The 21782-nt window shown below is 58.4% G+C and carries 17 protein-coding genes; 15 read left to right on the forward strand and 2 right to left on the reverse strand.

What is annotated here, in order from left to right; translation table 11 throughout:
• The first annotated feature begins 215 nt into the window (after positions 1-215).
• From X744_RS141805 to X744_RS141745, 13 genes are all read left to right on the forward strand, one after another.
• Positions 216-1430 (forward strand): ROK family transcriptional regulator, encoded by a 1215-nt coding sequence (locus tag X744_RS141805; RefSeq protein WP_050589611.1) that lies wholly within the window; start codon positions 216-218, stop codon positions 1428-1430.
• Positions 1427-2680, forward strand: a complete 1254-nt coding sequence (locus X744_RS141800) for a M20/M25/M40 family metallo-hydrolase (protein ID WP_023762716.1) — start codon at positions 1427-1429, stop codon at positions 2678-2680. Before X744_RS141805 ends, X744_RS141800 begins: the two co-directional genes overlap by 4 nt.
• 31 nt (positions 2681-2711) lie before the next feature.
• The gene (locus X744_RS141795; RefSeq protein ID WP_031261298.1) at positions 2712-3773 is read left to right on the forward strand and encodes a substrate-binding domain-containing protein; all 1062 of its coding nucleotides are present in this window, start codon (positions 2712-2714) and stop codon (positions 3771-3773) included.
• Between the two features lie 151 nt (positions 3774-3924).
• A complete protein-coding gene (locus X744_RS141790; RefSeq protein WP_245266862.1) occupies positions 3925-4812 on the forward strand; it encodes an ABC transporter permease in 888 nt (295 codons plus the stop codon).
• Positions 4813-4917: 105 nt separating this feature from the next.
• Positions 4918-6024, forward strand: a complete 1107-nt coding sequence (locus X744_RS141785) for an alanine racemase (RefSeq protein ID WP_245266863.1) — start codon at positions 4918-4920, stop codon at positions 6022-6024.
• Between the two features lie 10 nt (positions 6025-6034).
• Positions 6035-6796 (forward strand): ATP-binding cassette domain-containing protein, encoded by a 762-nt coding sequence (locus X744_RS141780; protein WP_023762720.1) that lies wholly within the window; start codon positions 6035-6037, stop codon positions 6794-6796.
• 85 nt (positions 6797-6881) lie between these two features.
• The gene (locus X744_RS141775) at positions 6882-7892 is read left to right on the forward strand and encodes an SIS domain-containing protein (RefSeq protein ID WP_031261300.1); all 1011 of its coding nucleotides are present in this window, start codon (positions 6882-6884) and stop codon (positions 7890-7892) included.
• A 167-nt stretch (positions 7893-8059) separates the two neighbouring features.
• On the forward strand, positions 8060-9130 hold the full coding sequence (locus X744_RS141770; RefSeq protein WP_245266864.1) for a hypothetical protein: 1071 nt from the start codon (positions 8060-8062) through the stop codon (positions 9128-9130).
• Between the two features lie 422 nt (positions 9131-9552).
• Positions 9553-10326, forward strand: a complete 774-nt coding sequence (locus X744_RS141765; RefSeq protein ID WP_023762723.1) for an HAD-IIA family hydrolase — start codon at positions 9553-9555, stop codon at positions 10324-10326.
• A 413-nt stretch (positions 10327-10739) separates the two neighbouring features.
• Positions 10740-12209 carry a metallophosphoesterase gene (locus tag X744_RS141760; protein WP_023762724.1) on the forward strand — a complete coding sequence of 490 codons (1470 nt, stop codon included), beginning with the start codon at positions 10740-10742 and terminating at the stop codon, positions 12207-12209.
• Positions 12210-12241: 32 nt separating this feature from the next.
• On the forward strand, positions 12242-13408 hold the full coding sequence (locus X744_RS141755) for a type IV toxin-antitoxin system AbiEi family antitoxin (RefSeq protein WP_023762725.1): 1167 nt from the start codon (positions 12242-12244) through the stop codon (positions 13406-13408).
• Position 13409: 1 nt separating this feature from the next.
• The gene (locus X744_RS141750) at positions 13410-14297 is read left to right on the forward strand and encodes a hypothetical protein (protein WP_023762726.1); all 888 of its coding nucleotides are present in this window, start codon (positions 13410-13412) and stop codon (positions 14295-14297) included.
• Complete coding sequence (locus X744_RS141745) at positions 14298-15185, forward strand: hypothetical protein (RefSeq protein WP_023762727.1); 888 nt, start codon at positions 14298-14300, stop codon at positions 15183-15185.
• A gap of 6 nt (positions 15186-15191) precedes the next feature.
• Here X744_RS141745 and X744_RS141740 read toward each other — a convergent pair whose 3' ends face one another.
• Positions 15192-15638 carry a hypothetical protein gene (locus tag X744_RS141740; RefSeq protein ID WP_023762728.1) on the reverse strand — a complete coding sequence of 149 codons (447 nt, stop codon included), beginning with the start codon at positions 15636-15638 and terminating at the stop codon, positions 15192-15194.
• Between the two features lie 212 nt (positions 15639-15850).
• Between X744_RS141740 and X744_RS141735 the strand changes: the two genes are divergently transcribed.
• Positions 15851-16855, forward strand: a complete 1005-nt coding sequence (locus X744_RS141735; protein ID WP_084025748.1) for a M12 family metallopeptidase — start codon at positions 15851-15853, stop codon at positions 16853-16855.
• Positions 16856-16882: 27 nt separating this feature from the next.
• Positions 16883-17437 carry a transporter substrate-binding domain-containing protein gene (locus tag X744_RS1000000171210; protein WP_198032290.1) on the forward strand — a complete coding sequence of 185 codons (555 nt, stop codon included), beginning with the start codon at positions 16883-16885 and terminating at the stop codon, positions 17435-17437.
• 18 nt (positions 17438-17455) lie between these two features.
• Here X744_RS1000000171210 and X744_RS141730 read toward each other — a convergent pair whose 3' ends face one another.
• Positions 17456-21772, reverse strand: a complete 4317-nt coding sequence (locus X744_RS141730; RefSeq protein ID WP_023762731.1) for a hypothetical protein — start codon at positions 21770-21772, stop codon at positions 17456-17458.
• Between the last annotated feature and the right edge of the window lie 10 nt (positions 21773-21782).

Here is a 21782-nt window from a genome sequence, read left to right on the forward strand (position 1 = left end):
CGGGCCTTGCCTGCGCAAAATGCCGATTCACGCAAGAATATCAATATGTTGGCGTTTATGGACGGAAACTAGCTAGTTGTCTCTACTTTGTGTCGAGGGCAACCTAGCGACAGAACTTCGACAAAGTCAGGCGTGAGCGCCACCGTCCTCGCAATTGACAGTACTGTCCCCGATGAAATACGTTCGGTAACAGAACGAATTAAATGGAGAGTTCATTGAGTAACGCGCTTCGGATTTCACGCAGGTTTTCCCAGCGCTCCGTCATGGAAGCAATCGTGCAAGGTGGTCCGATATCGCGAGCGTCGATCGCCAAGCAGACGGGTTTGTCGAAGCAGACAATATCCGAGGTTGTGAAGGTGCTTGAGCAGGAAGGGTGGGTGCAGGAGACCGGCCGCACCAGCGGACATGTAGGGCGAACTGCGGTTACGTATGAACTCCTCCACCAGGCGGCTTACATTGTGGCCGTCGACCTTGGCGGCACCAAGGTTCGCGTCGCCCTGACCGACCTCGCCTGCCATATCTTCGCCGAAGACGTCGCTCCAACCGACCATCGCGGCGGCCAGTTTATTGTCGACCAGATCGTGGCCATGACCCTACGCGCGGCGCTACGGCAACGCATTCCCCGTGAGAAGATCAGGCTGGGTGTGATCGGCGTCCCAGGAGCGCCTGACGACGCCAGCGGCCGGGTCATGCTGGCGCCCAATATTCCTGGCTTCGACCAGATGGACGTCGCCTCTGCGTTCGAGCAGGCTTTCGGCTTCGTGGTGACGATCGAGAACGACGTCAACCTCGCCGTGCTCGGAGAAAACTGGCAGGGACGCGGTCAGGGCATTGACAACTTAGCCTATGTGGCGCTTGGCACCGGCATCGGCAGCGGGCTTATGGTCGGCGGCCATCTTGTGCGCGGCGCTAGCCATGCTGCCGGCGAAATGGGGTTTCTCCCATTCGGCGGCGATCCTTTTGCTCCGGAATCACTACGCAGCGGCGCTTTCGAGCGTGTAGTAGCCACCCATGCTATCATCGAGCGATACGAGGCCGCATCTGGCAGACGGGTCGGTGTGCCAGCGATCTTCGAGAATGCTGCCGAGGGCGAGAAAGAGGCGCTTGCCGTAATAGACGAAATTGCCCGCTACCTCGCGCGAGGCATTGCGGCCATCGCGGCCATCGCCAATCCCGAAAAGGTGATCCTGGGCGGGTCGATTGGCCTGCGCCCTGAAATCTTCACCCGGGTGAAGACTCTGCTGCCGCAATGCTTTCCATACCCCATCCTCGTCGAACCGAGCGACCTCGGTCCACGCGCGGCGCTGATCGGTGCGGCGGCGATTGGCCTTGGCCATTTGCACAACACACTGTTTGGGTTCGACGCCCCTGACAGTCGCATTTCGCTGCCGCCCGCGCAGTCGGGTGCGATGCGGGAGGCGGCCCAATGAACGACGGCGTTGGCGCCCGCCTGCGGGCTGCTCTCGACAAGGAGGGGGCGCTGGCGCTTCTGCGGGCCGCCATCGGTCGGGAAAGCGTTACCGGCAACGAAGTAAACTTCGTTGGTCTGCTTGAGGAGCGCATGCGCCAGCTCGGGTTAGATGAGGTCCACCGTGCCGAGTTCTTGCCGGGGCGACCGAACGTCTGGAGCGAGAGAAAGGGTGCCGGCCAGGGCAAACGCCTGCTGTTTATTGGCCATACCGATACGGTCCATGTCGATGGCTGGCGTGAGCACTGGGCCGGCACGGAGCGCGAGGACCCATTTGGGGCTCCGATTGTCGACGGTGCTATCTGGGGTCGCGGCGCGGGAGATCTGAAGGCCGGCATCTGCGCCTCGCTTGCGGCTTTGGCGCTGCTCGACAAATCGGGCATCCGCCTTGCCGGCGACGTTGCCTTCGCCTTCGTCGGTGACGAAGAGAGCGGGCAACCCGGAACAGGCATCTCCGCCGGTATCAAGGATTTTGTCGGACGCATGGAGGCTGGCGATATCGCCAGGCCCGATTTCGTTGTCTATGTGGAGCCGACCCGTCTTGCCGTATACCCGGCGCAGATCGGCTTCTTTATCGCCGATATCAGCATAACGGGCAAATCGGCCTATTTCGGTGTGCCGGAACTCGGCAAGGATGCCTTGCGGGCCAGCCACGCCGTCATGACGGCACTGTGGAGGCATTCGGATGAGGTCGCCGCCCGCGCTGAGCACAAGCTCGTGGGGCGCGGCTTCCTGCTGATCACCGGACTGGCGGGTGGCGGCTACATCGCCGTGCCGGAGCGCTGCACGCTGTCGCTCATCCGCAAGCTGCTGCCGGGCGAGGCACTCGACACAGCCGCCGCCGAAATCGAGGCGGCCGTGCGCGGGGCGATCACCGATCCGGAAATCACCGTCGAGTTCGGCTATCCGGCCGGTCGCGACCATCCAGTTGGCGGCACCGCTGCCGAAATTGATGAAACCGCGGCAGAGGTCGCAATGCTGTCCGAGGCGATGGCCCGGGCGATGAGCGGACGAGGCGTCATCGAGGGCGCGCCGTTCTGGTCCGAGCAGCCGTTCTTTGTCAATCGGCTCGGCATTCCGGCGGTGTATTGCGCCCCCGGCGACATCCGTAACTGCCACACTTTCGAGGAGCACGTCGACGTCGAGGAATATCTCGCCGGCATCGTCGGATTCGCCGACTTCATGGCCCGCTACTGCGGCGTGGCCGACTGAATGACCAACGAAGCAGAAATGGGAGAGTAAAATGCTTGAAAGAATAATCGCAGCAGCATTCGCCGGTGGACTGATCTTTGCGGCAGCCAATTTTGCCAACGCCCAGACGGTCGGGCCGCAGGGCGAGGCGGCCACTCCAAGTTCCTCGGTCACGCTTTCCGATGCCGACATCGCGACCCTCAAGGGCAAAGGCTACAAGGCCGCGCTGCTGTGGCACACCTCCTCTGATTTCACGAATGCGGTATCCGCCGGAGCCAAGGACGAGTTTGCCCGCGGTGGCATCAATATCGTGGTGACGACGGACGCACAATTCGATGCTGCCCGGCAGCGCAGCGACATCGAGACGGCACTCGCGGCAAAGCCGAATGTCATCCTCGCGCTGCCCCTCGATCCGGTGACCTCGGCCGAGGCATTTCGTCAGGCGGTCAAGGACGGCACCAAGCTCGTCTTCCTTTCCAATCTGCCGAAGGGCTACAAGCACGGCACTGACTATGCCTCGATCGTCACGGACGACCTGTTCCAGATGGGCAAGCAGGCTGCCGACGCGATGGCCAAAGCGATCGGCGGCAAAGGCAAGGTTGGCTACATCTTCCACGACGCCACCTACTATGTCACCAACCAGCGCGATAAAGCCTTCAAGACGACGATCGAGAAGGACTATCCGGACATCAAGATCGTCGCCGAGCAAGGCATCTCCGATCCCGCGCGCGCCGAGGAACTCGCGAGCGCCATGCTGCTCCAGCATCCCGACCTGGATGGCATCTATGTGACTTGGGCCGAGCCGGCCGATGGCGTGCTGTCGGCGCTGCGCAACGCCGGGAACCCCAAGACCAAGATCGTCACGCTCGACCTTGCCGAACCTGAAGCGCTCGACATGGTCAAGGGCGGCAACGTAGCGGCCCTTGTCGCCGACAAGGCCTACGAGCTCGGCCGCGCTATGGCTGCCGCCGGCATGAAATCGCTGCTTGGCCAGGAAACCCCTCCCTTCGTGGTGGCTCCGGCATTGACTGTGACCAAGGATAATGTCGCTCAGGGCTGGAAGGACTCGCTCAATCGCAATGCACCACAATCAGTGCTCGACGCGGCCAAGTAGCCAATAGTCCGATCGACGGCGGCGGGCCGCCGTCGTCCCGTGGCAGTTTCCAAAGGATAGAGAAATGTCCAATGCCAACACCAACGCCGCAGTGGCAGCGTCTTTTGCCAAGCGTATCAACCTGCAGCAATACGTTGTCTATTTCGGATTTGTGGCGATCTTCCTGTTCTTTGCCATCGTCCTGAAGGACAGTGGCTTTCTCACAGTTCGCAACCTGTCCAACATCGTGCTGCAGACCGCTCCCGTTACGATCATGGCGATCGGACTTGTCTTCGTCATGTCGGCCGGCGAGATCGACCTGTCGATCGGCTCAACAGTAGGTGTTACGGCTTTGGCAGCCGCAGTAACGATCAACCAGTATGGGCTTGTGGCCGGCGTCTTGGCGGGCCTGGGCGCTGGGCTTTTGATCGGGTTGATCAATGGCGCGATGGTGGCCTACGTCAAACTGCCTTCGTTCCTGGTGACGCTCGCGACGTTGGGCCTGCTCGCGGGCGTATCCAGGTCGATGACCGACCTCAGGTCGGTCCCCGTCATTCACGAGACCTTTGTCGGCCTCTTCGGATCGGGCTCCTTTCTCGGTATTCCCTCTTTGATGTGGTGGACGGCGATCGCCGTTGCCGCAGGACATATGATCTATCGCGAAACACGTTTCGGCGCCCATGTGCTGGCAACAGGAGACAACGCACGCGCCGCGAGTGTTTCCGGCATCAACGTTCCCAGAATACGGCTTACCGTGTTGATGATCAGCGGAACCTTGGCCGGGTTGGCTGGTCTTCTTTATGCCGGCCGCTTGCAGGCAGCAAAATACACCCTCGGCGAAACTGACCTGATGACAGTCATCGCGGCAGTCATTGTCGGAGGCACGCTGCTCAACGGCGGCAAGGGTTCGATCATCGGCGCTCTCGTCGGCTCACTGATGATGGGCATGCTCAACAACGGCCTTATCCTTATGGGGCTTTCCGTTTCAGACCAGATGATCGTGCGTGGCTTAATCATTCTCACCGCAGTCGCCGTGTCGCTGCGCGAGAAAAATCGCTGAGGGAGACGGCTGATGTTTCTGGACGTAATGCGCCGCCGCAACCCGGCTTTCATCGAAGCAGCAATGCGCCTGCATCAGGAGGGCAAACTCCCAGCCAACGCCTATGTGCTCGATCTCGACACGGTTGAACGCAACGCTCGTGTCTTGAAGGACGAGGCTTCGCGTCTCGGCATGAAAATTTTCGCCATGACCAAACAGGCTGGCCGGAGCAGTTCGCTTTGCCAGGCCATCAAGCGCGGCGGTATCGACCGTGGTGTCGCCGTAGACATGGCCTGTGCCCGCGCGACGCACAAGGCTGGGCTGAAGCTTGGGCATCTTGGCCATCTGCAACAAGTCGCGAAGTTCGAGGCGGCTGCGGCCGCCAAGGCCTTCAGACCGGACTACTGGACGGTGTTCAACGAGACCAAGGCCGAGGAGGCGAGCGCCGGCGCAAGAGCTGCCGGCTATGTGCAGGACCTTTTGGCGCGGATCCAGGAGGAAGGCGATACATTCTATCGCGGACATGAGGGAGGCTTTGATGGCAGCAAAATCGTCGAGGTTGCCGATCAACTTGACCATATTAACGGCGGTCGCTTCGCGGGCATTACCACATTCCCGGCGTTGCTGTTCGACCATAAGACCCGCAAGGTACTTCCCACACACAATCTTTCCACACTCGCCAAGGCGGCAAACGCTCTTGCCAAGACGGGGCGAAGGGACATCGAGATCAATGCGCCGGGCACAACTTCGAGCGTGGTGCTTGCTGCGCTGTCCGATGCGGGCGCAACACAATGCGAGCCGGGCAATGGTCTGCATGGCACCACCGCCTTGCATGCGATTGAAGATCTGCCCGAGCTACCGGCAATGCTCTATCTGACCGAAGTTTCGCATCTTTCGGGCGGCAAGGCTTATTGTCTCGGGGGCGGCTTCTACATCGACCCGATTTTTCCGGAGTATGACGTCAAGGCGCTCGTGGGCCCTGAGCCGACGGTTGCCGCGAGCGCGCTGAGGAGCGTAGAGATTCCGCCACCGGCTGCCATCGACTATTACGCGATGATCGACGCTGGTGGCCCGAATGCACCAAGGCCCGGCGATACTGCGGTGTTTGGTTTCCGCGGCCAGGCTTTCGTCACCAGGGCCTACATCGTCGGCGTCTCCGGCATCGCAAAGGGTTCCCCTCGGGTTGAAACAATCGAAAATGGCTTTGGCGAAACAGCGGCCTGGCCGGTCTAGGAGGATTGCAATGGACGCGAAGGTGATCGCAAGCGCGGGCCAGCCGGTCCTGAAGCTGCAAGACATTAGCAAGAATTTTGGCGGCATCACCGCGATCGAGAATTTCTCGCTCGAGGTCTATCCCGGGGAAATTGTCGCGCTGGTTGGAGACAACGGCGCTGGGAAGTCGACGCTGATCAAGATTATCTCGGGTGTCCATGCGCCGTCGGCGGGTACGATAACGATTGAAGGCCAGTCGGTAACGATGTCGAGCGCGACTATGGCGCGATCCCACGGCATTGAGGTGGTCTATCAAGATCTCGCTCTGGCGGATCAGCAGACGGTTTACATGAATATGTTCCTGGGGCGCGAGCCAGTGACGCGCCTAGGGCTACTCGACCGCCGCAAGATGATCGCCGACACCGAGAAGCTGGTAAAAGAACTGGATGTCCGTATTCCATCGGCCCACGCCACCATCCGCGACCTATCCGGCGGCCAGCGTCAGGGCGTTGCAATCGCACGCGCCACGCACTGGGCCAACAAACTCATCCTTCTTGACGAGCCGACTGCCGCCCTCGGCGTGGCGGAGACCGCGAAGGTCGAGGAGATCGTGCAGTCGCTCAAGCAGCGCAACATCGGTGTGCTGATGATCAGTCACAGCCTCGACCAGGTATTCAGACTCTCCGACCGCATTTGCGTCCTGCGCCGTGGCAAGCAGATCGGTGTCCGCAGGACGGCAGAGACTTCCAAGAACGAGATCATAGCCATGATCACCGGGCTTCAGGAACATTGACGCAAGGCGGGCGAATTTAGTTCGCGCCGCCCTCCTACCCTCCGAAAAAGCGAGACCTTGCCGCGTGCACCCCACCGAAACACAGATGCTTCGTGAGATCAGGGAAATCCCTGTTGTCACCGAACGCCAAGTCAGGGACGGCGGCCGCATCTATCTCGAGGAGGCGAGACGGCTGAAACGGGAAGCGCCACGTTTTCTAGTGAGTTGCGCTCGGGGATCGTCCGACCATGCAGTGACCTTCTTCAAGTATCTGGTTGAAACCCGGATCGGCATCCCCGTTGCATCGGTTGGTCCGTCTGTCGCCTCAATCTACAGGGCGAAGCTCGATTTCAGAGATGGCGTGCTCATCACCGTGTCGCAGTCGGGCGGCAGTCCTGACCTCGTCCGGTTGCAGGAGCGAGCGAGCGAGGGCGGCGCGCGTACCATTGCGGTGCTCAATGTCACTGACTCGCCGGTTGGAAGGGCCGCCGGTGCAGTGCTACCGATGCTGGCGGGTCCTGAGAAGGCAGTGGCGGCGACTAAGAGCTTCGTCGCTTCGTTGGTCGCTTTGCTCAGCGTAGCCGCGTATTGGAGCGAGGACCACGCGCTTATCGACGCGCTTGCAAGCCTACCGGACAACCTGGCCAAGGCCCTCGATTGCGATTGGAGCGCCGCTGCCTTTCCCGTCACAGCGGCGCATTCTCTCTACACGATCGCGCGCGGACATGGATTGGGTATAGCAGGTGAAGCAGCACTCAAGCTTAAGGAAACCTGTCGCCTGCACGCAGAGTCCTACAGCGCTGCGGAGGTCCTTCATGGGCCGATAGCACTCGCCCGCGACCGCTTCGTCGCGATCGTCTTTTCTAATGGAGACGACACGGAGGGGAGTATCAGCGACACAGTGCGGAGACTCGCGGCTGCAGGAGCCCGAGTGTTCGTGGCTGGAAGGCCAATTGCTGGGGCTCACGCTCTGCCCGTTGTGACCACACCACATGTACTGCTCCAGCCCATCTGCCATGTGGCGAGCTTCTACCGCTTCGCCGAAGCGCTTTCGATCTCACTAGGAGAGAACCCCGACGCGCCAATTCTGCTGAAGAAAGTGACAGAAACTACATAGCCATGTTTGCAGAGAGCTATGATGTTCCAGCCCGGCGACGAGCTTCGTGACCGGTCAGAAGTGGTGAAAAAATGGAAGGGCTAACCTCTGTGCGATCGCGTCGCGTTTCCCGAGAGGAGTTGTACGCCCTTGTCTGGAAGACTCCGATGAGCCGCCTTGGAGCGGAGTTGGGCATCAGCGGCAACGGCTTGGCCAAGATCTGTGACCGGCTCAAAGTACCCTATCCGCCCCGCGGCCATTGGGCGAAGAAGGAGGCTGGGAAGCCAGTCGTCACCTACAAGCTTCCGGCCCGCCCGGATGGTATTCCCGAACGGGTCGATATTCATCCGACCCCGCCCAAGCCAGAGCCTCTTCCCCAGGTCCTGGCATCGGTCACGTCAACGACTGCTGCCATCAGCGGAATTGTCGTTCCAGAGACGCTCGACAATCTTCACCCGAAGGTGAAGGCATGGCTTGCCCAGCACGAGCGAGAACAGAAAGAGCGAGAACAGGAGAACAAAAAGCGCAGGCGCGAATCCTGGGACTGGACGAGACCCCTGCTCGATGACCTAACGGAGCGCGACCTCTATCGGTTCAGGGTAACCAGTGCAATTTTCACGGCCGTGGAGAAGGCTGGCGGCATGATCGAGGATGCCCCGATCACTGGAAAGGTGATCTTTCTAGTCAGCGGTCACAAGGTCGAATGCTCGATCGTCGAAAAAATGCTGAAACCACTAATGCGACCGGAAGGAGACGCGGCGAAATGGACCGCGTATGCGGAGCACCATCAGTCGGGGCTTCAGTCCTCCGGCTTCCTGCGTGTGACGATCACCACCTATCTCTCCGGCAGGCAGCCCCAATGGATTGAGACAGCGAAGAACAAGATCGCCGATTGGCTGCCGGAGATCGTCGGTACAGTCGTCGCTGCGGGACCAATACTCACCGAGCGACAGCGTGAGCGGGAAGAAACCGCCCGCCGCTACCGTGAGGAAGCGGCTCGTCGATACGAGCGACAGCGCCTGAAGGAAATCGACGAGCGGCGCTGGACCCGATTTCGGGAACAAGCGACTGATTGGGAAGAACGAGCCAGGCTTCTCCTATTTGTTGCGGAGCTTCGAAGACGTTTAGAAGTGGAGGGCGATATACGGGTAGATGACCGTCAGTTGAGCCAGTGGATCGCATGGGCGCAGGAGAAAGTTGATGCGCTCGATCCATTCGGCCAAGGGCTGGCAAAGCTATTCGAATCGATCGACCGATAAGCAGGTTCAAATCGGGACATGCGATCATCGATACCGACACTCGCTGATCGCGGCGATTTGAGCGCGCCCGCGTCAGCCACGATAAATCGGTGGCCGCTTTTCCGCTCGTTCTCAAGCGTCTGTCCGATTGCCCACTGACCTCGCTAAAGCCTCCGAGGATTCCACCCGACATCATCGCATCTCCGGAGGCAGCGTCAGATATCTTGACGGTCATCCAACGGGGCAGCCCGGTTAGCGGCCGGATGGCGCCACGCCCTTTTTTAGCCTGCAGCATCCCATTACCGCATAAGCGATTGGTAGCCCTTCCCAGATCCCTCTGAGTCTGTACATTCGCAGGCATCTCGCCGGAGAAGGGACAACGCGGTGACCTGGGACGTGCCCGGGCGATACACCCACCGAAAGACATCGAGGATTGAGATCCGATGATCGTGGCGCACCTACTCGACATGGACGGGGTGCTGGTCCGTGGCGGCCAGCCAATTGCAGGCTCGGTCGACTATGTCGCCGCGCTGGTTGCCACCGCCAAGCCGTTTCAAATTTTCACCAACAACTCGCGCTTCACGCCGGAAGATCATGCCGAGCGCTTGAGGGCGGTTGGCTTTCCCGTCTTGCCGGAGCACATCTATACATCCGCTCTGGCCACCGCGCGGTTCGTGGAATTGCAAAAACCCGGATCATCCGCTTATGTCATCGGCGACCATGGCCTGGTCGAGGCCCTGCGGCAGGTCGGCTGTCGGATCACGGAGTTTGCTCCCGATTTCGTGGTTCTCGGCGACACAACTTCGTACCACTACCAGCAGATTGCCACCGGCGCCGAGCTCGTTGCAAAGGGCGCGTGGTTTCTTGCCACCAATCCGGATGCCACCGGCCCCACTGATCGTGGCTTCCATCCGGCCTGCGGCGCGGTCGCAGCACTGATCGAGAAGGCCACCGGCCGGCAGCCATACTTCGTCGGGAAGCCGAACTCGTTCATGTTGCGCAGCGCGCTAGACCGGCTTGGCGTGGGAGCTGCGGATACCATCATGGTCGGTGACCGAATGGACACGGACGTGCTCGTCGGATTGGAATCGGGCCTGCACACAGCCCTTGTACTAACTGGCGTGAGCACGCGGGCCGACATGGAGCGGTTTCCATTCAGACCGCACCACGTGATCGAGCGCCTCGCCGACCTAGGCCAGTTCGTTATGAGCGAGTAGCAGCCCAAGGGATAGCGCGTGGCTAGCAACACCTCGTTCGTCCTTCCGTGCTCGATGCCTTCTGTTCGTGACCGTTGAACGTTGACGCAGTCTCAAACGGAGGGATCGTGCTTGACGCATCTGGCTAGAAGCGCCCTCGTCACCGCGGCACCTCAGGAGGCCTGAACCACAGCCGCTGGAACGCCGCGTACCGTAGATCACCCGATTCCAGCCGGAAGCGACGCAAGATGGGCCGCAGCTACTCGTAGCCCTCGGCAGTAGAGCATCCATGACCTCGCACAAGTCATGCCGCTATCCTGAGAGACAGTCCTGAACAGGGCCGGAATGTGCTATCAATCGTTGAAGACTGACGAGCAAGCTCGGCGGGCTATAGGGGTTAGCCGAGCAGTGATGTGGTGTTCGGGAGGGCCAGCATGAGGCAGCCATTTGTCATCGCCCACACCTCCGACCTGCATCTCGACGGAAAGGGAGGCCGCCTCAGCGCGACAGGTCCACTTTTATCGGCGCTCACCACCAGGATGAAAGAGTTCAGCGACGTGCCGGCTAAGATCCTGCTCGTAACTGGAGACCTGGTCGAGACGCCGGATAAGCAGTCGATGCAGGAGGCCGACCAATTCCTGAAGACTGTCAGCGAAAAGGCGATCTTCACGGACGTTGTCATCATAGCGGGGAATCACGACGTCAAAGCGAAGGGACTCATCGGATGGAAAGACGATTTCTACGATCGGTTCAAAGCACCAAGGACAACAGATACGATCCGCAGAGGCGGCCTGGAGCTAGTCTTGCTCGATTCAAACCGCGGCCTGTTGGCAAAAGGACATGTCCCGGCCACCTCGTACGATGAGATGGTCGAGAATGCGGCCGACATCTCCGAGATCTTGCGCAACGAGATCAGGACGGGCCCGGACGATAGAGATGGTCCGACCATCAGGGTCTTGGCGCTGCATCACCATCCCCTTCCCCTGCCTGAGGGTGAGGGAAAGAAAGTGTATGGGATACCGGACGAGCCGTTTATGTACATGGTGAGCTCCGCAACGTTTCTCGATGCAGCTATGTCGCTGGATGTGTCACTCATCCTGCATGGCCACCGCCATGTGACTGGATTGACCCGCTACTCTGTTCCCAGCCGCACGTTTGAGGCAGGACGGTCGGAAAACTTCTGGCGAACAGTCTATGTTTTGTCATGCCCGTCTTCGACAGGCGCCGACTGCGACGCCGGGTTCAATATTATCACTCTCGACGGTTACGATCGCTTTGAGCGTGCCGGATACCAACTCTCGATCTCCCGCTATACGCGCCCCCGTAACGCCGGGGCGTTCGAACCGCTGGATCGCGCTGCCCATGGCAGGCTGCAGTTTCCGGTCGGCGAGGAAACCTACCGCGACATCGCTCTCCAAATCCAGGATGAGGTGTTGCGGGCGAAGGACCTGGATCGTCACCAGATCGCCGAATATGCAAGACGTTCACTCGTCAGAAAGGCCTTTTTGTCCCGCGAAGAACACGCGTGGCCATATGCATTCTATGCGTATGTCGTAACCTACAAACTTTGGGGCCGGCCCTTACAGCACCTTTTTGTTCAGCTGGCGCTAAAGATCGACCAGAACGCGGCGTTTGCGATCATCGAGCAATTGACGGGACTGGTCGATCTGGCTGCCAGAGTCCTCGGTGTAAGCGGCAGCGAACTGGATGATTTTCGGTCGCGCGCACAAACGAACCAGCGCGATTTCGTCAGGGCACTACCCGCGGGACCGGCTGCCGGTGTCAATATGGACGCTATCCAGCTCACGAGGCGTAAGTATCTGAAGACCATGGATGATGCCGCGGCCGTCCTGTGTGGCGCGCGCCTAGGGCTGGGAACCTACGGGGAAGAGCTCACAGGATAATTTGACAGCGATTATTCACTGCGCAGTGAATATTGCATTTCTTCAAGATATTCGCCATTATGCCGTTATTCACTGCGCAGCGAAAATGGGCCGAAATGCAAACAAGGGGCGAATTTGAACGGGCCAAGGAGACGCTGGATGCCTTGGTGCGTGCGCTCCAGGAACTCCCGCACGCTCACACGGCATTGGTGAGCGTACGGCATGCCCTGGGATCGTCGGCGCACGAACTCGACGCGGAGGTCAGTCTCTCGATCGCTGACAAGGATGTGGTCCTCCTCGTCGAACTGAAGAAAACCGTCTATCCGCGCGATGTTCGGCAAATTCTCTGGCAACTGAACCATGCCAGGAATGAGTACGCTACCAACCGGAAGCAGGACGTCGTGGCGCTGATAGCGGCCGAATCCATTTCGGTAGGGGCTAGGGACCTGCTCCGCGCCGAAAATGTCGGATTCTTCGATAGAGGGGGCAGTCTCTTCGTCCCTGCCAAGGGTGCCTATCTCTATGTCGAGCGCCCCGTCCCCAAGACCCTCGAAAAGTCCATCCGGTCGCTGTTCACGGGCAAGCGGTCGCAGGTGCTGCATGCACTTCTCGTCAGACACCGACACTGGGTTGGGGTCACCGAGCTTTCAAAAATGGCGGAAGTCTCCCCCGGCACGGCGTCTGAAACCCTCACGGCCCTTGAGCAGATGGAATGGGTTTCCACGCGCGGTCAGGGACCGGCCAAGGAACGCTGTCTCGCCGATCCATCAGGATTGCTCGACGAATGGCAAACGCAGGTCCAGACCTCGCGGCGTTCACTCACGCGGCGCCGGTATTATGTACCGGGCACAGATGCCGACACCCTGGCCCATCGTCTCGCCTCGCTCTGTGATGCGACCGGCGTTGAATACGTTCTGACGCAGGACGCGGCGGCCCAACACTATGCGCCTTTCCTGTCCAGCATTTCGCGAGTGGCCTGCCGTGTCGCGCCTGGCAAGGCGGCCGGCGATGTTCTGGCAAACCTCGAGGCGCGCGTCGTCACTGAAGGCGCCAACCTCGATATCATCGAGACCGTGTCTCGCAGCGAGTTCCTCTTCAAGGAGCAAAAAGAACGGCTTTGGTTGGCCAGCCCTGTCCAGGTCTATCTCGACCTCCTGCGCAACGAGGGTCGTTCGCGCGACATGGCCGATCATCTGAGAAAGGAAGTTCTGGGTATCTGAAATGCTGAAGCCAATGACCGCCGCAGGCTATGAAAACGAAGTCACCGAGAACTGCGAACGCGTCCTCGTCACGCTGATACGCGGGCTGGGGCCGTGGAGAGATTCCATCTTTTTGGTGGGCGGGCTTACACCGCGCTATCTGGTCGACAAGAAACCGCCGGACGTTCCAGCCCATGCCGGCACTGGCGACGTCGATGTCGTCATTCAGTTGCATATGCTCGCCAACACCGACGCGTACCATACGCTGGAAGACAACTTCAAAAAGCTGGGCTTTGCGCGTGGCACCAACAGCGCTGGAAAGCCAGTTTCGTGGCGCTGGGAAACCAGCTCCAACGGAACCAAGATCATTCTCGAACTCCTTGCCGACGACCCGGATAAGTCCGGCGGGAAGGTGGTGGAACTGCCGACGGACGGGAATGTCTCCGCGCTGAACATCCCGCATTCCGCCATCGTCTTCGATCACCACAAGACCAAGGACATCACGGCGGAGCTACTGGGCGACAATGGCGTTGCGACGGTGGCACTCCACTATGCAGACCTGGTCGCCTTCACCTGTCTCAAGGCCTACGCCGTCGATCAGAGGGATGAGCGCAAGGATGCACATGATCTGATCTACTGCCTGACGCACTATGAGGGCGGCGTTGATGCGGCAGCCAAGGAATTCCGTGCTGCCCTGGAAGGGAAGCACACGGCGGTCGTGACAGAGGTTCTAGGTCTCCTCGCACGCCATTTTGCGGATGATGGACAGACCGAGGGTTACGCAAAGACCGGCCCTGTTGCCGTGGCAAAATTCGAATTGGGGGAGGACCCCGACTCTCGTGACAGCCGCATTCTGCGTCAGAGAGAAGTCGCCGACCTCGTCATGCGCTTGTTGAAGGCGATCGGCTAGATGAGCTACTTCAGCGACCGTGAGACAGGCGAGAGGGCGCGCGACCGCGATGCGCTCGACGAAGCCGTCTGGGACGGCCTGCGGGCCATCATCCGCAGCCGCATCGAGGACGGCTCTTTCGGCGCAAGCTTTCCCGACATGTGCACGGACGGGCGCGGCCCCATAGGAACGAACGAAACCACATTCTGGCAGGTAATGCGGTCGGAGATTCCGAATCTGCGCGAAAAGCCGTGGGAGGCCTGGACCGATGCTGTGCCGACGTTAGACGCGCTTGATACGATTGAATTCTGCTGGCGCGCGATCGGCCTGCCGATCCTGGGAGCCTACCACTCGTATTTCGGGCATCATCACCTGAGCTACGATGTCGAGGCCGGGCGAAATGCGTTTCGCGAGGCGGTGAACCGGATATTCCGGCGCAACGGCCTCGTCTACGAACTGGGCGAGGACGGGCAGATTATTCGCCTCGCTCCTCCCGTTCTTGGCGATGCGCTTTCTCGGGCGTCTTTCCGGTCCGGCGATGATGAGCTTGACCTCCTGCTCGAAAAATCCCGTCGCAAGTTCCTCGATCCTGACCTCGCCGTCCGGCGTGAAGCGCTGGAAGCTCTGTGGGACGCATGGGAGCGCCTGAAGACGCTCGGCGGCGCGGACAAGAAAGCCGGGATTTCCGCTCTGCTTGAGGCTGCCGCCGGATCATCTTCTCCGAAACTCAGAGCGGCATTGGAGCAGGAAGCCGCCGCATTGACGAATCTGGGCAACCAGTTGCGCATCCGCCATTCGGAAACCAATCGAGAGGCGATCGCAACCCATGCTCACGTCGACTACCTTTATCATCGGCTGTTCGCTCTTGTTCATGCAATCCTGGAAGCAGTTGGTCGGAACGGCCGATGAAGAGTGTTATTTGGCCAGCCCGGTCGTCATGCCCCAGCTACGAATGGTCCAGCAATTCTCGCGTTCGCCCTCGACTGTGAAATGGAAGTCCTTGAAGCGCCCTGCTTCAAGCAGCCGCAGCATGTCTGAAAATTGCGACCGCGTGACTTGGAGCGACAGGCTGAGTGAGGGTAACGTGTCCGCCTTGAACAACGCACCCGCGTCGGGAAACTCTGTTTTCATCGGCGTAGGTGCCGTGACCATGACGACACCCGGCCACCGAAAAATCCTGTCCGGCATGATGAGCGTTGCAGGCAGAATAATATAGGAGAACTCCACCGATTGGCGCGGAGGCCCAGGCTGCACCACCTGACCGAGATTGACGCTGCCGCCGCCAATGATCTCACCTTGCCAGTCTCCCGGGACGATCGCAGGCCACCGGAAGCCTTGGCGCTTTCCTGCGGTTCGCGGCATCGTAACTCCCTTCGTCACAGTGATTTCGGTTCGGTCGGCCGGGTTTAGTGTCAATCATCCCGCAGGTGGGTCCAGGCAACCAGAAGCCTTGCGGAGCATTCGTAGAGTACGTGCTGACACGTGTGCTGGTCCATACGGGAGTGGTTGCAGTCGGCCCCTCGCGTGTTTCAAGACAATGATCTATTATGCCGCTGATTGGGTAGGGCTCGCCGATGTCACGGATGCAACCTTCACACTTTGCCGATTGGCTAGCGCGCACACCTGTTTGGCATCGTTTTGTGATCTTGGTGCTGTTCACTTCCCTGCTTTCAGATCGAGCACTGGGCGCCAGCACATACGGCCTTGATGGGTCGCACTTCTATTGTGCTCAGGAATTGCCAGGATCTGCTACAAAGAATCTAGTGATTGCGAGCAGTTTAAAGGCCGTCGGCATTCCCATTTCGACTTCAACGGACGCGGATCTCAAGAAGGGCGTTGATATGTTCGGCGCGTTGTTTATGTCGGACCTGGATAAGCGCTGGCCATCGAAGCGAATACCCTACGTTATTGATCTAACCGTGAAAAACGAGAGCGCAAATTTAGTCGGCGCCGTTCGCGCATCCGCAGACTACATCAACAGGCGCACGTTTGTCCGTCTAACGGAGATACAAGAGACCGATGTCGAAAAGGAACCAGGCTACGTCAGGGTCGTACTGTACAGCCTGATTGATCAGGGTATGAGTTTCCCTTGCGCGGCAAAACAGATGGGGTACCATGCAGCACCGCCTGAACACATCATTTGGGTTGGCGGTCCAGGAAAATCATTAAAATTTTGCAATCAATACGACGCTGCCAGCATCGTGCATGAATTTTTACACGCAGTGGGCCTGCGACACGAAATGGGGCACAAGTTGCGAGATGCCTATATCAAAATCGACGAAGAAAACCTGGACAAGGATGGAAAATATCAGTTTTGGGCAAAAGCAGACCAAAAGAACGAAATCCGAGAAGCCGAAACGGCGGGTTTGCCGTATGACTTCACGTCCATTATGCATTATCCCATCTCGGCGCTTGCAAAGGATCCAAGCAAGCCCTCATTTGTGATAGTTGAGCCGGACGGAAAAATTGCGCTTGACGCCATCAAGGCAAAAGAACCGGCTTTTCAAATTGGGCAGCACAACTGCATGTCTGAAACCGATGCTGGCGCAGTGAATCTGCTCTATGCTTCTGCTCCATAGGAAGTGAAATCAAATGGGAGTGAGATGATGGCATGGCGTGCGCCTATTGTGTTGTCACTTTTTTTTGCTTTGCCCGGCGCTCCCTCTGCCCTGGCTGACGGCCGCGTGGATGCGATCCATGAGTATGGAACCCTGCGCTGCGGAGTAATCGAAAACATCCCCGAGATGAGCGAAGACATAAACGGAACATACGTTGGCTACGATGTGGAATTCTGCAAAGACCTGGCTAAACGACTGGGTGTGGCTCCTCAGATTGTTCCCATCGCGACCGGTGATGAATATCGCGCCCTCCGATTTGATCAAAAAGTCGATCTCGTCATTGGCCACTCGAAACCAGATGAGGCGAAAGCAAAAAGAGTGACGATTTCAATTCCCTACTTCGGTTTCGACGACAACGATGTTCGCGTGATAATTTCTCCGGTGAGTGACACCTCTCTCGAGAAGCTGATCAATAGCTTTGTTTGGGACCAAATAATTACCGGCAGGCAGGCCAAATTGCACAATGATTTCACTGGGGAGAAAGCGCCCAACCTCAAAGACCGGACTTGCGGATACAACGCCTGTCCATGGCTCACCCAATAGACCGGCCGACAAGTTGTGCTAGTAGAAATGAACCGGTGGAAGCGCGACCACGTCAGCATAGACGAGGCGGCGCTTCCGAGTCGTCCGGGTGGGGTCACTCCGAGCGTCCCGTTCGTCATCGCCGAGTAGCAATTCGTATTCAGAAACAACGAGGCGGCGCGCTAGCCCGGAATCCTCCCAGAACAACGGAGTGGTTGCCGTCCAGACCCATGAGCCATCTGCGTACTCGGGGGTCAACTCCAGTGGCTCCGCGCGAGGTCGACTCCAACCATCGGGCCTGTTGTCTTGCCGGGATCGCTCTTCGATCGCAACTTCGATAAAATTCGGTGAACTGCTTCCATCGGGTGCGCCCGGCCCGGGTCCTGCCACCGTGATCCGTAGGTGACGTCTGTTGCCTAAGCCAGGAATGTCCTTTCTGAAGTACGCGACCGTCAACATCCGATCTGGCGTAAGTTGAACAAAATCCGCCAGCGTCGGCCGCGAGAGATGAGCAGGGGCAACAGAGTACGATTGGAACCGGGCAAGAGAAAGTCGTACAAATGGGAAATAGGCAGTTCCTGCATTCACTTCGACGTCCGCGTAAATCAAGCGCTTAGCAACATCCAAGTCAACAGGCAGATCGAGCAAGTCAACCAATGTAGTCGAGCTGTCGCTCGGAGTTGAGGAGGTCGTGACCACTCCCTTCGTGACTGAGACAACATTGTCGCCCTTGACTAAGAGCTTTATTCCGCGTCGAACCGTCCCGCCACTCAGATCCTCCACCTTCAGCGAATTAGCGAGCCCGGAAGCCTTCCAAATTGGGTCGATGCCCCACGCGGAGAAGCCGTGAATTGCCTCGTCGTCCATGTCCGCAGCAACCTGGGCTGTGCCTTGTGCCGCGAACAACACCGCAACCGTCTCTCCGATCCCCGACGAAAACCATGGACGCTGCATGTAAATTCGAAGTCCGCCGCCAACCCTTTTTCGCTCCCGCGTCGCGAATCCGTCTGCTTTGTTGTCCTCCCAGCCGAAGGTTGGCACTATATAGGCGATCTCAAGCGAGGCGGGGGGCGCTGTATTCAGAATGTGAACTTCATCCGACAGCGCAGACGTTCTTGTCAGCTTTTCTGGGGTACTCTTTGTCTTCTCATCCAGATACTCCGCAAACTGTGTCATCGCGACCATTTCGTACCGAACTACCCGATGCTTCGTGTCTTCGAATTCATGAGATCCCCGAATTGACGCCGTTTCATGTGTTGCATTGGTGGGGGCAATAGTGAGGTCTGGCCGTTCCAATTTGAATTCAAAAGCGTGCACCTTACGTGGTTCTTCCTCCCAATACGGTGTGTCTTGAGCGTCCGTAATTTCTGTCCAGTGAGCAAAAAAATCTAGTTTTGATGCACTTAGAAGATGCAAATTAACGTGGTCATCGACTATCGTGTTCGTGCGGCTATTGAAGGTTCGAGGCTCGGCGGTCAAAGCGCCAAACTTCGGGGCACGTATTGGCCGACGGACGGCATTCACAAATCGAATTTTTCGACTTGGCGTCACGAGCCAATTTTGCCCAGATACCAGTCCCATTGTTTCGTTTGCAATATTGGAAATCGTTAGGGTGTCGGGGAACAAGCCATCGTTGACCGTCGCCCAAGACAAAGCAGCGAAATGGTCAAAGTGCTCGTCGGCGACAGTTGAACTTAAAATGACGAGCACCTCTTCGCCTGCGGGCAGGGCAACCGTCATTAGTCGGCGTTTGGCGTCGAACGTTGTCTTACGTGTGCCAGTCCGGATTGTAAGCCGGAAAGGCTGCGCGTAAGGCAATCCTTTTGCTGGGCCACCTCGTCGCACCTCGAAAGGAACCTTGAATGGGGTACCCGTCCCGGGTTCCTCTTCCGGTTTGCGCTCCATGCCCGGGACGTATAGGAACGCTGCTTCTTTCGCATAGATATCCGGGAGATAGGGAGTGCGTAGTTTGCCGCTAATGGGATCGAGGAATTTGTCCATGGAAGCGCCAGGGTCCGGCAAATCCCGATCGTGACCGATCAATACCCTCCAGGATTGCTCCGCGGATTTGAATTCGTCCAACATACCGGCTTGTTCTGCATTGGTGATAGAAATCTTGGGTGGCAGAACCATCCACAACCGCTGCTCACTAACGCCATTTTCTAGCGTCCTTATGACTAGAAAGTCCCCCTTGTCTCCCGGACCGGGTTTGTGCAGCGCGACAATGGCCGGCGCTTGAACAGGATCATGCCTTACATAAACTTCGGAGCTCGTTTCGAGCTTGGAACCGCCTCCTGCCATTTGTAAGACTTCGGTCGCCTCGTCGACTGACCAACTATTGCCGGCCAGGTCAACCCTTCTGGCCCGGAAGGCGTATCTACCTCTAATTCGCAGTTTTGAGAGAGAGCCGGCTGGTACCCGCAACTTAATACCTATTGGCAGTTCTCCATTGAGCTCTTTTGGCGGCTCAAACGCGGTGCCTTCGCCCAATGGCAAGGCCGGTCTGGGCACGACAAGACTCCAACCTTGCCAGCGAAACAGTGCTTCAACGAGCCTCTGTTGAGTCGCCGCTTGGTCGTCAACGGTCGTTGTCGTACCAGTGCCGACCCAGCCCTCGTCAGGACCTTGTTTCCACATCACCGTATCTCCCTCAATCCGAGGGAGGGTGTAGGTGACTTCACGGGAACATAGCGACCGCCAGGATGGATCATCCAAATCGAGAACATCGATCCGGAACCCTGCAAGGACGTCGCTTCCATAGATATCCATCTCGGAGGCGACAGCCAACTTCCCCTCCAACGAAATGTTTGCGATGCTCTGAAAAAGCTGACGCTCGAGCGTACTCATGCGAACAGCAGACTCTTTGTAGCTGTAGAAAAGCCGGTCCTGGAAGACAGTTTGGCCTGCGCTCCGCAACGACGGAAGACGTTCTCCTAAGTCATCAACAGGATCACCAGCCATTCGGGCTCGAATTCCAAGTGCGTCGACCCCTGTCTGCTTCTGGAGGTAAATCTTAGTAAACGCGCCTTCGAAGTCGTAGCTAATGGTCGCAACGCCATCCATTACGCGCATTCCCAACCGCTCAAGCTCGGTCTGCATTGGCATCGTTTGCAGTTCCGTTGGCAGTGCACTCGCTGCAAAAGACACCACGTTCGTCCTTGGAAGAGCGATTTCCCCTGCGGCGAAACGCGTCCAAGGATAAATGTTGTCACACGATCCAACCTCGCACTTCCACTCAGGAACAACGCGCACTCTACCGGCCGTCCCTCCAGCAATGGCGGCAATTGGAAGTCGAGCTACCGCCGGGTCAAAAGACAGATCGAATGTGAGCGCCAGGCGGCGCATAAGGTCGGGATACGATCCAAGCGCAGAAATGAGCCTGTGAAACTCAAGGCGGTTGCTATCAAATGCTTCCCAGTTGATTCCGTCGCTGCGGACACGCCAACTCGAAATGTTAGGAATGACAATGCGATCGGCTGATCCATTGATCAGATCGCCAGTGGGCACGACTATAGTAGCTGACCCAACTGAATCAGGACCCGCTGTCGGCTGCTGCGTGTGGATGGCGATCTCGAATCCTGGCCCAACCGACGCCGCAGAAGGGAGATCAAATTCGACGGCGCGATCAGCCAAAAAACGCCTGCCTTGATCGTCAACGGTGATCGCAACTTGTGTCTCAACCTTAAAACCCCGCGCTTCCTCCGTTTGCGCCAGTCTAATCCCGGTGAAGACCGCGAAACGTCTTCCGTTTATGTCCAAGTAATCTTTGTCGATTCCCTCTGCCTGGATGGCGGAGTTAATAGACCTGAACTCGTCGGTGACTTGCGCACTATTCAGCAATGGAACTGGGCTAAAGCGGAAAGTCGCCGCCTCCAGCGGACTGGCCGCTCCGGCCTTGGTCGGTTCTCGACCAGGCGCCTGCAAAGCGCGCCTCATCTCGCCGCCTACTAAGTCCCTGATGTACCGGTCCAGAATCGCGGTCCGGTATGTGATGACCACCGGATCTGTAACAGCGACCAGTGCACTAGAGGTGGCCTTCGTCGGTCTTGATGTCGGCTCAACCGCCAAGTTGCCGGGAAAGAGCCCCCGCCATACCTGGCTATCTGGTGCGATAATCTTGGACGGCCTTATGCCGGTTAGCTCCGAAGTCTGGCCATCAGCATACTCAAATTCAATCCGGAATGAGATTGAGTCGACGGCTGCCGGCCAATCAAGAAACCGAGCATAGCTGCCTAGTTCGCTGCTGCGCCCTTCAGCACCGTAAAGATGAGGAGAAACAACGACTGACAGAGCTGCGCTCCCGTCACGCACGTGATTTGGCAGGGCCGTCCAAACGATCGCCGTGTTAGGATCCACTGTTCCCACC

The sequence above is a fragment of the Mesorhizobium sp. LNHC252B00 genome (assembly GCF_000502955.1).
Classification (GTDB): domain Bacteria; phylum Pseudomonadota; class Alphaproteobacteria; order Rhizobiales; family Rhizobiaceae; genus Mesorhizobium.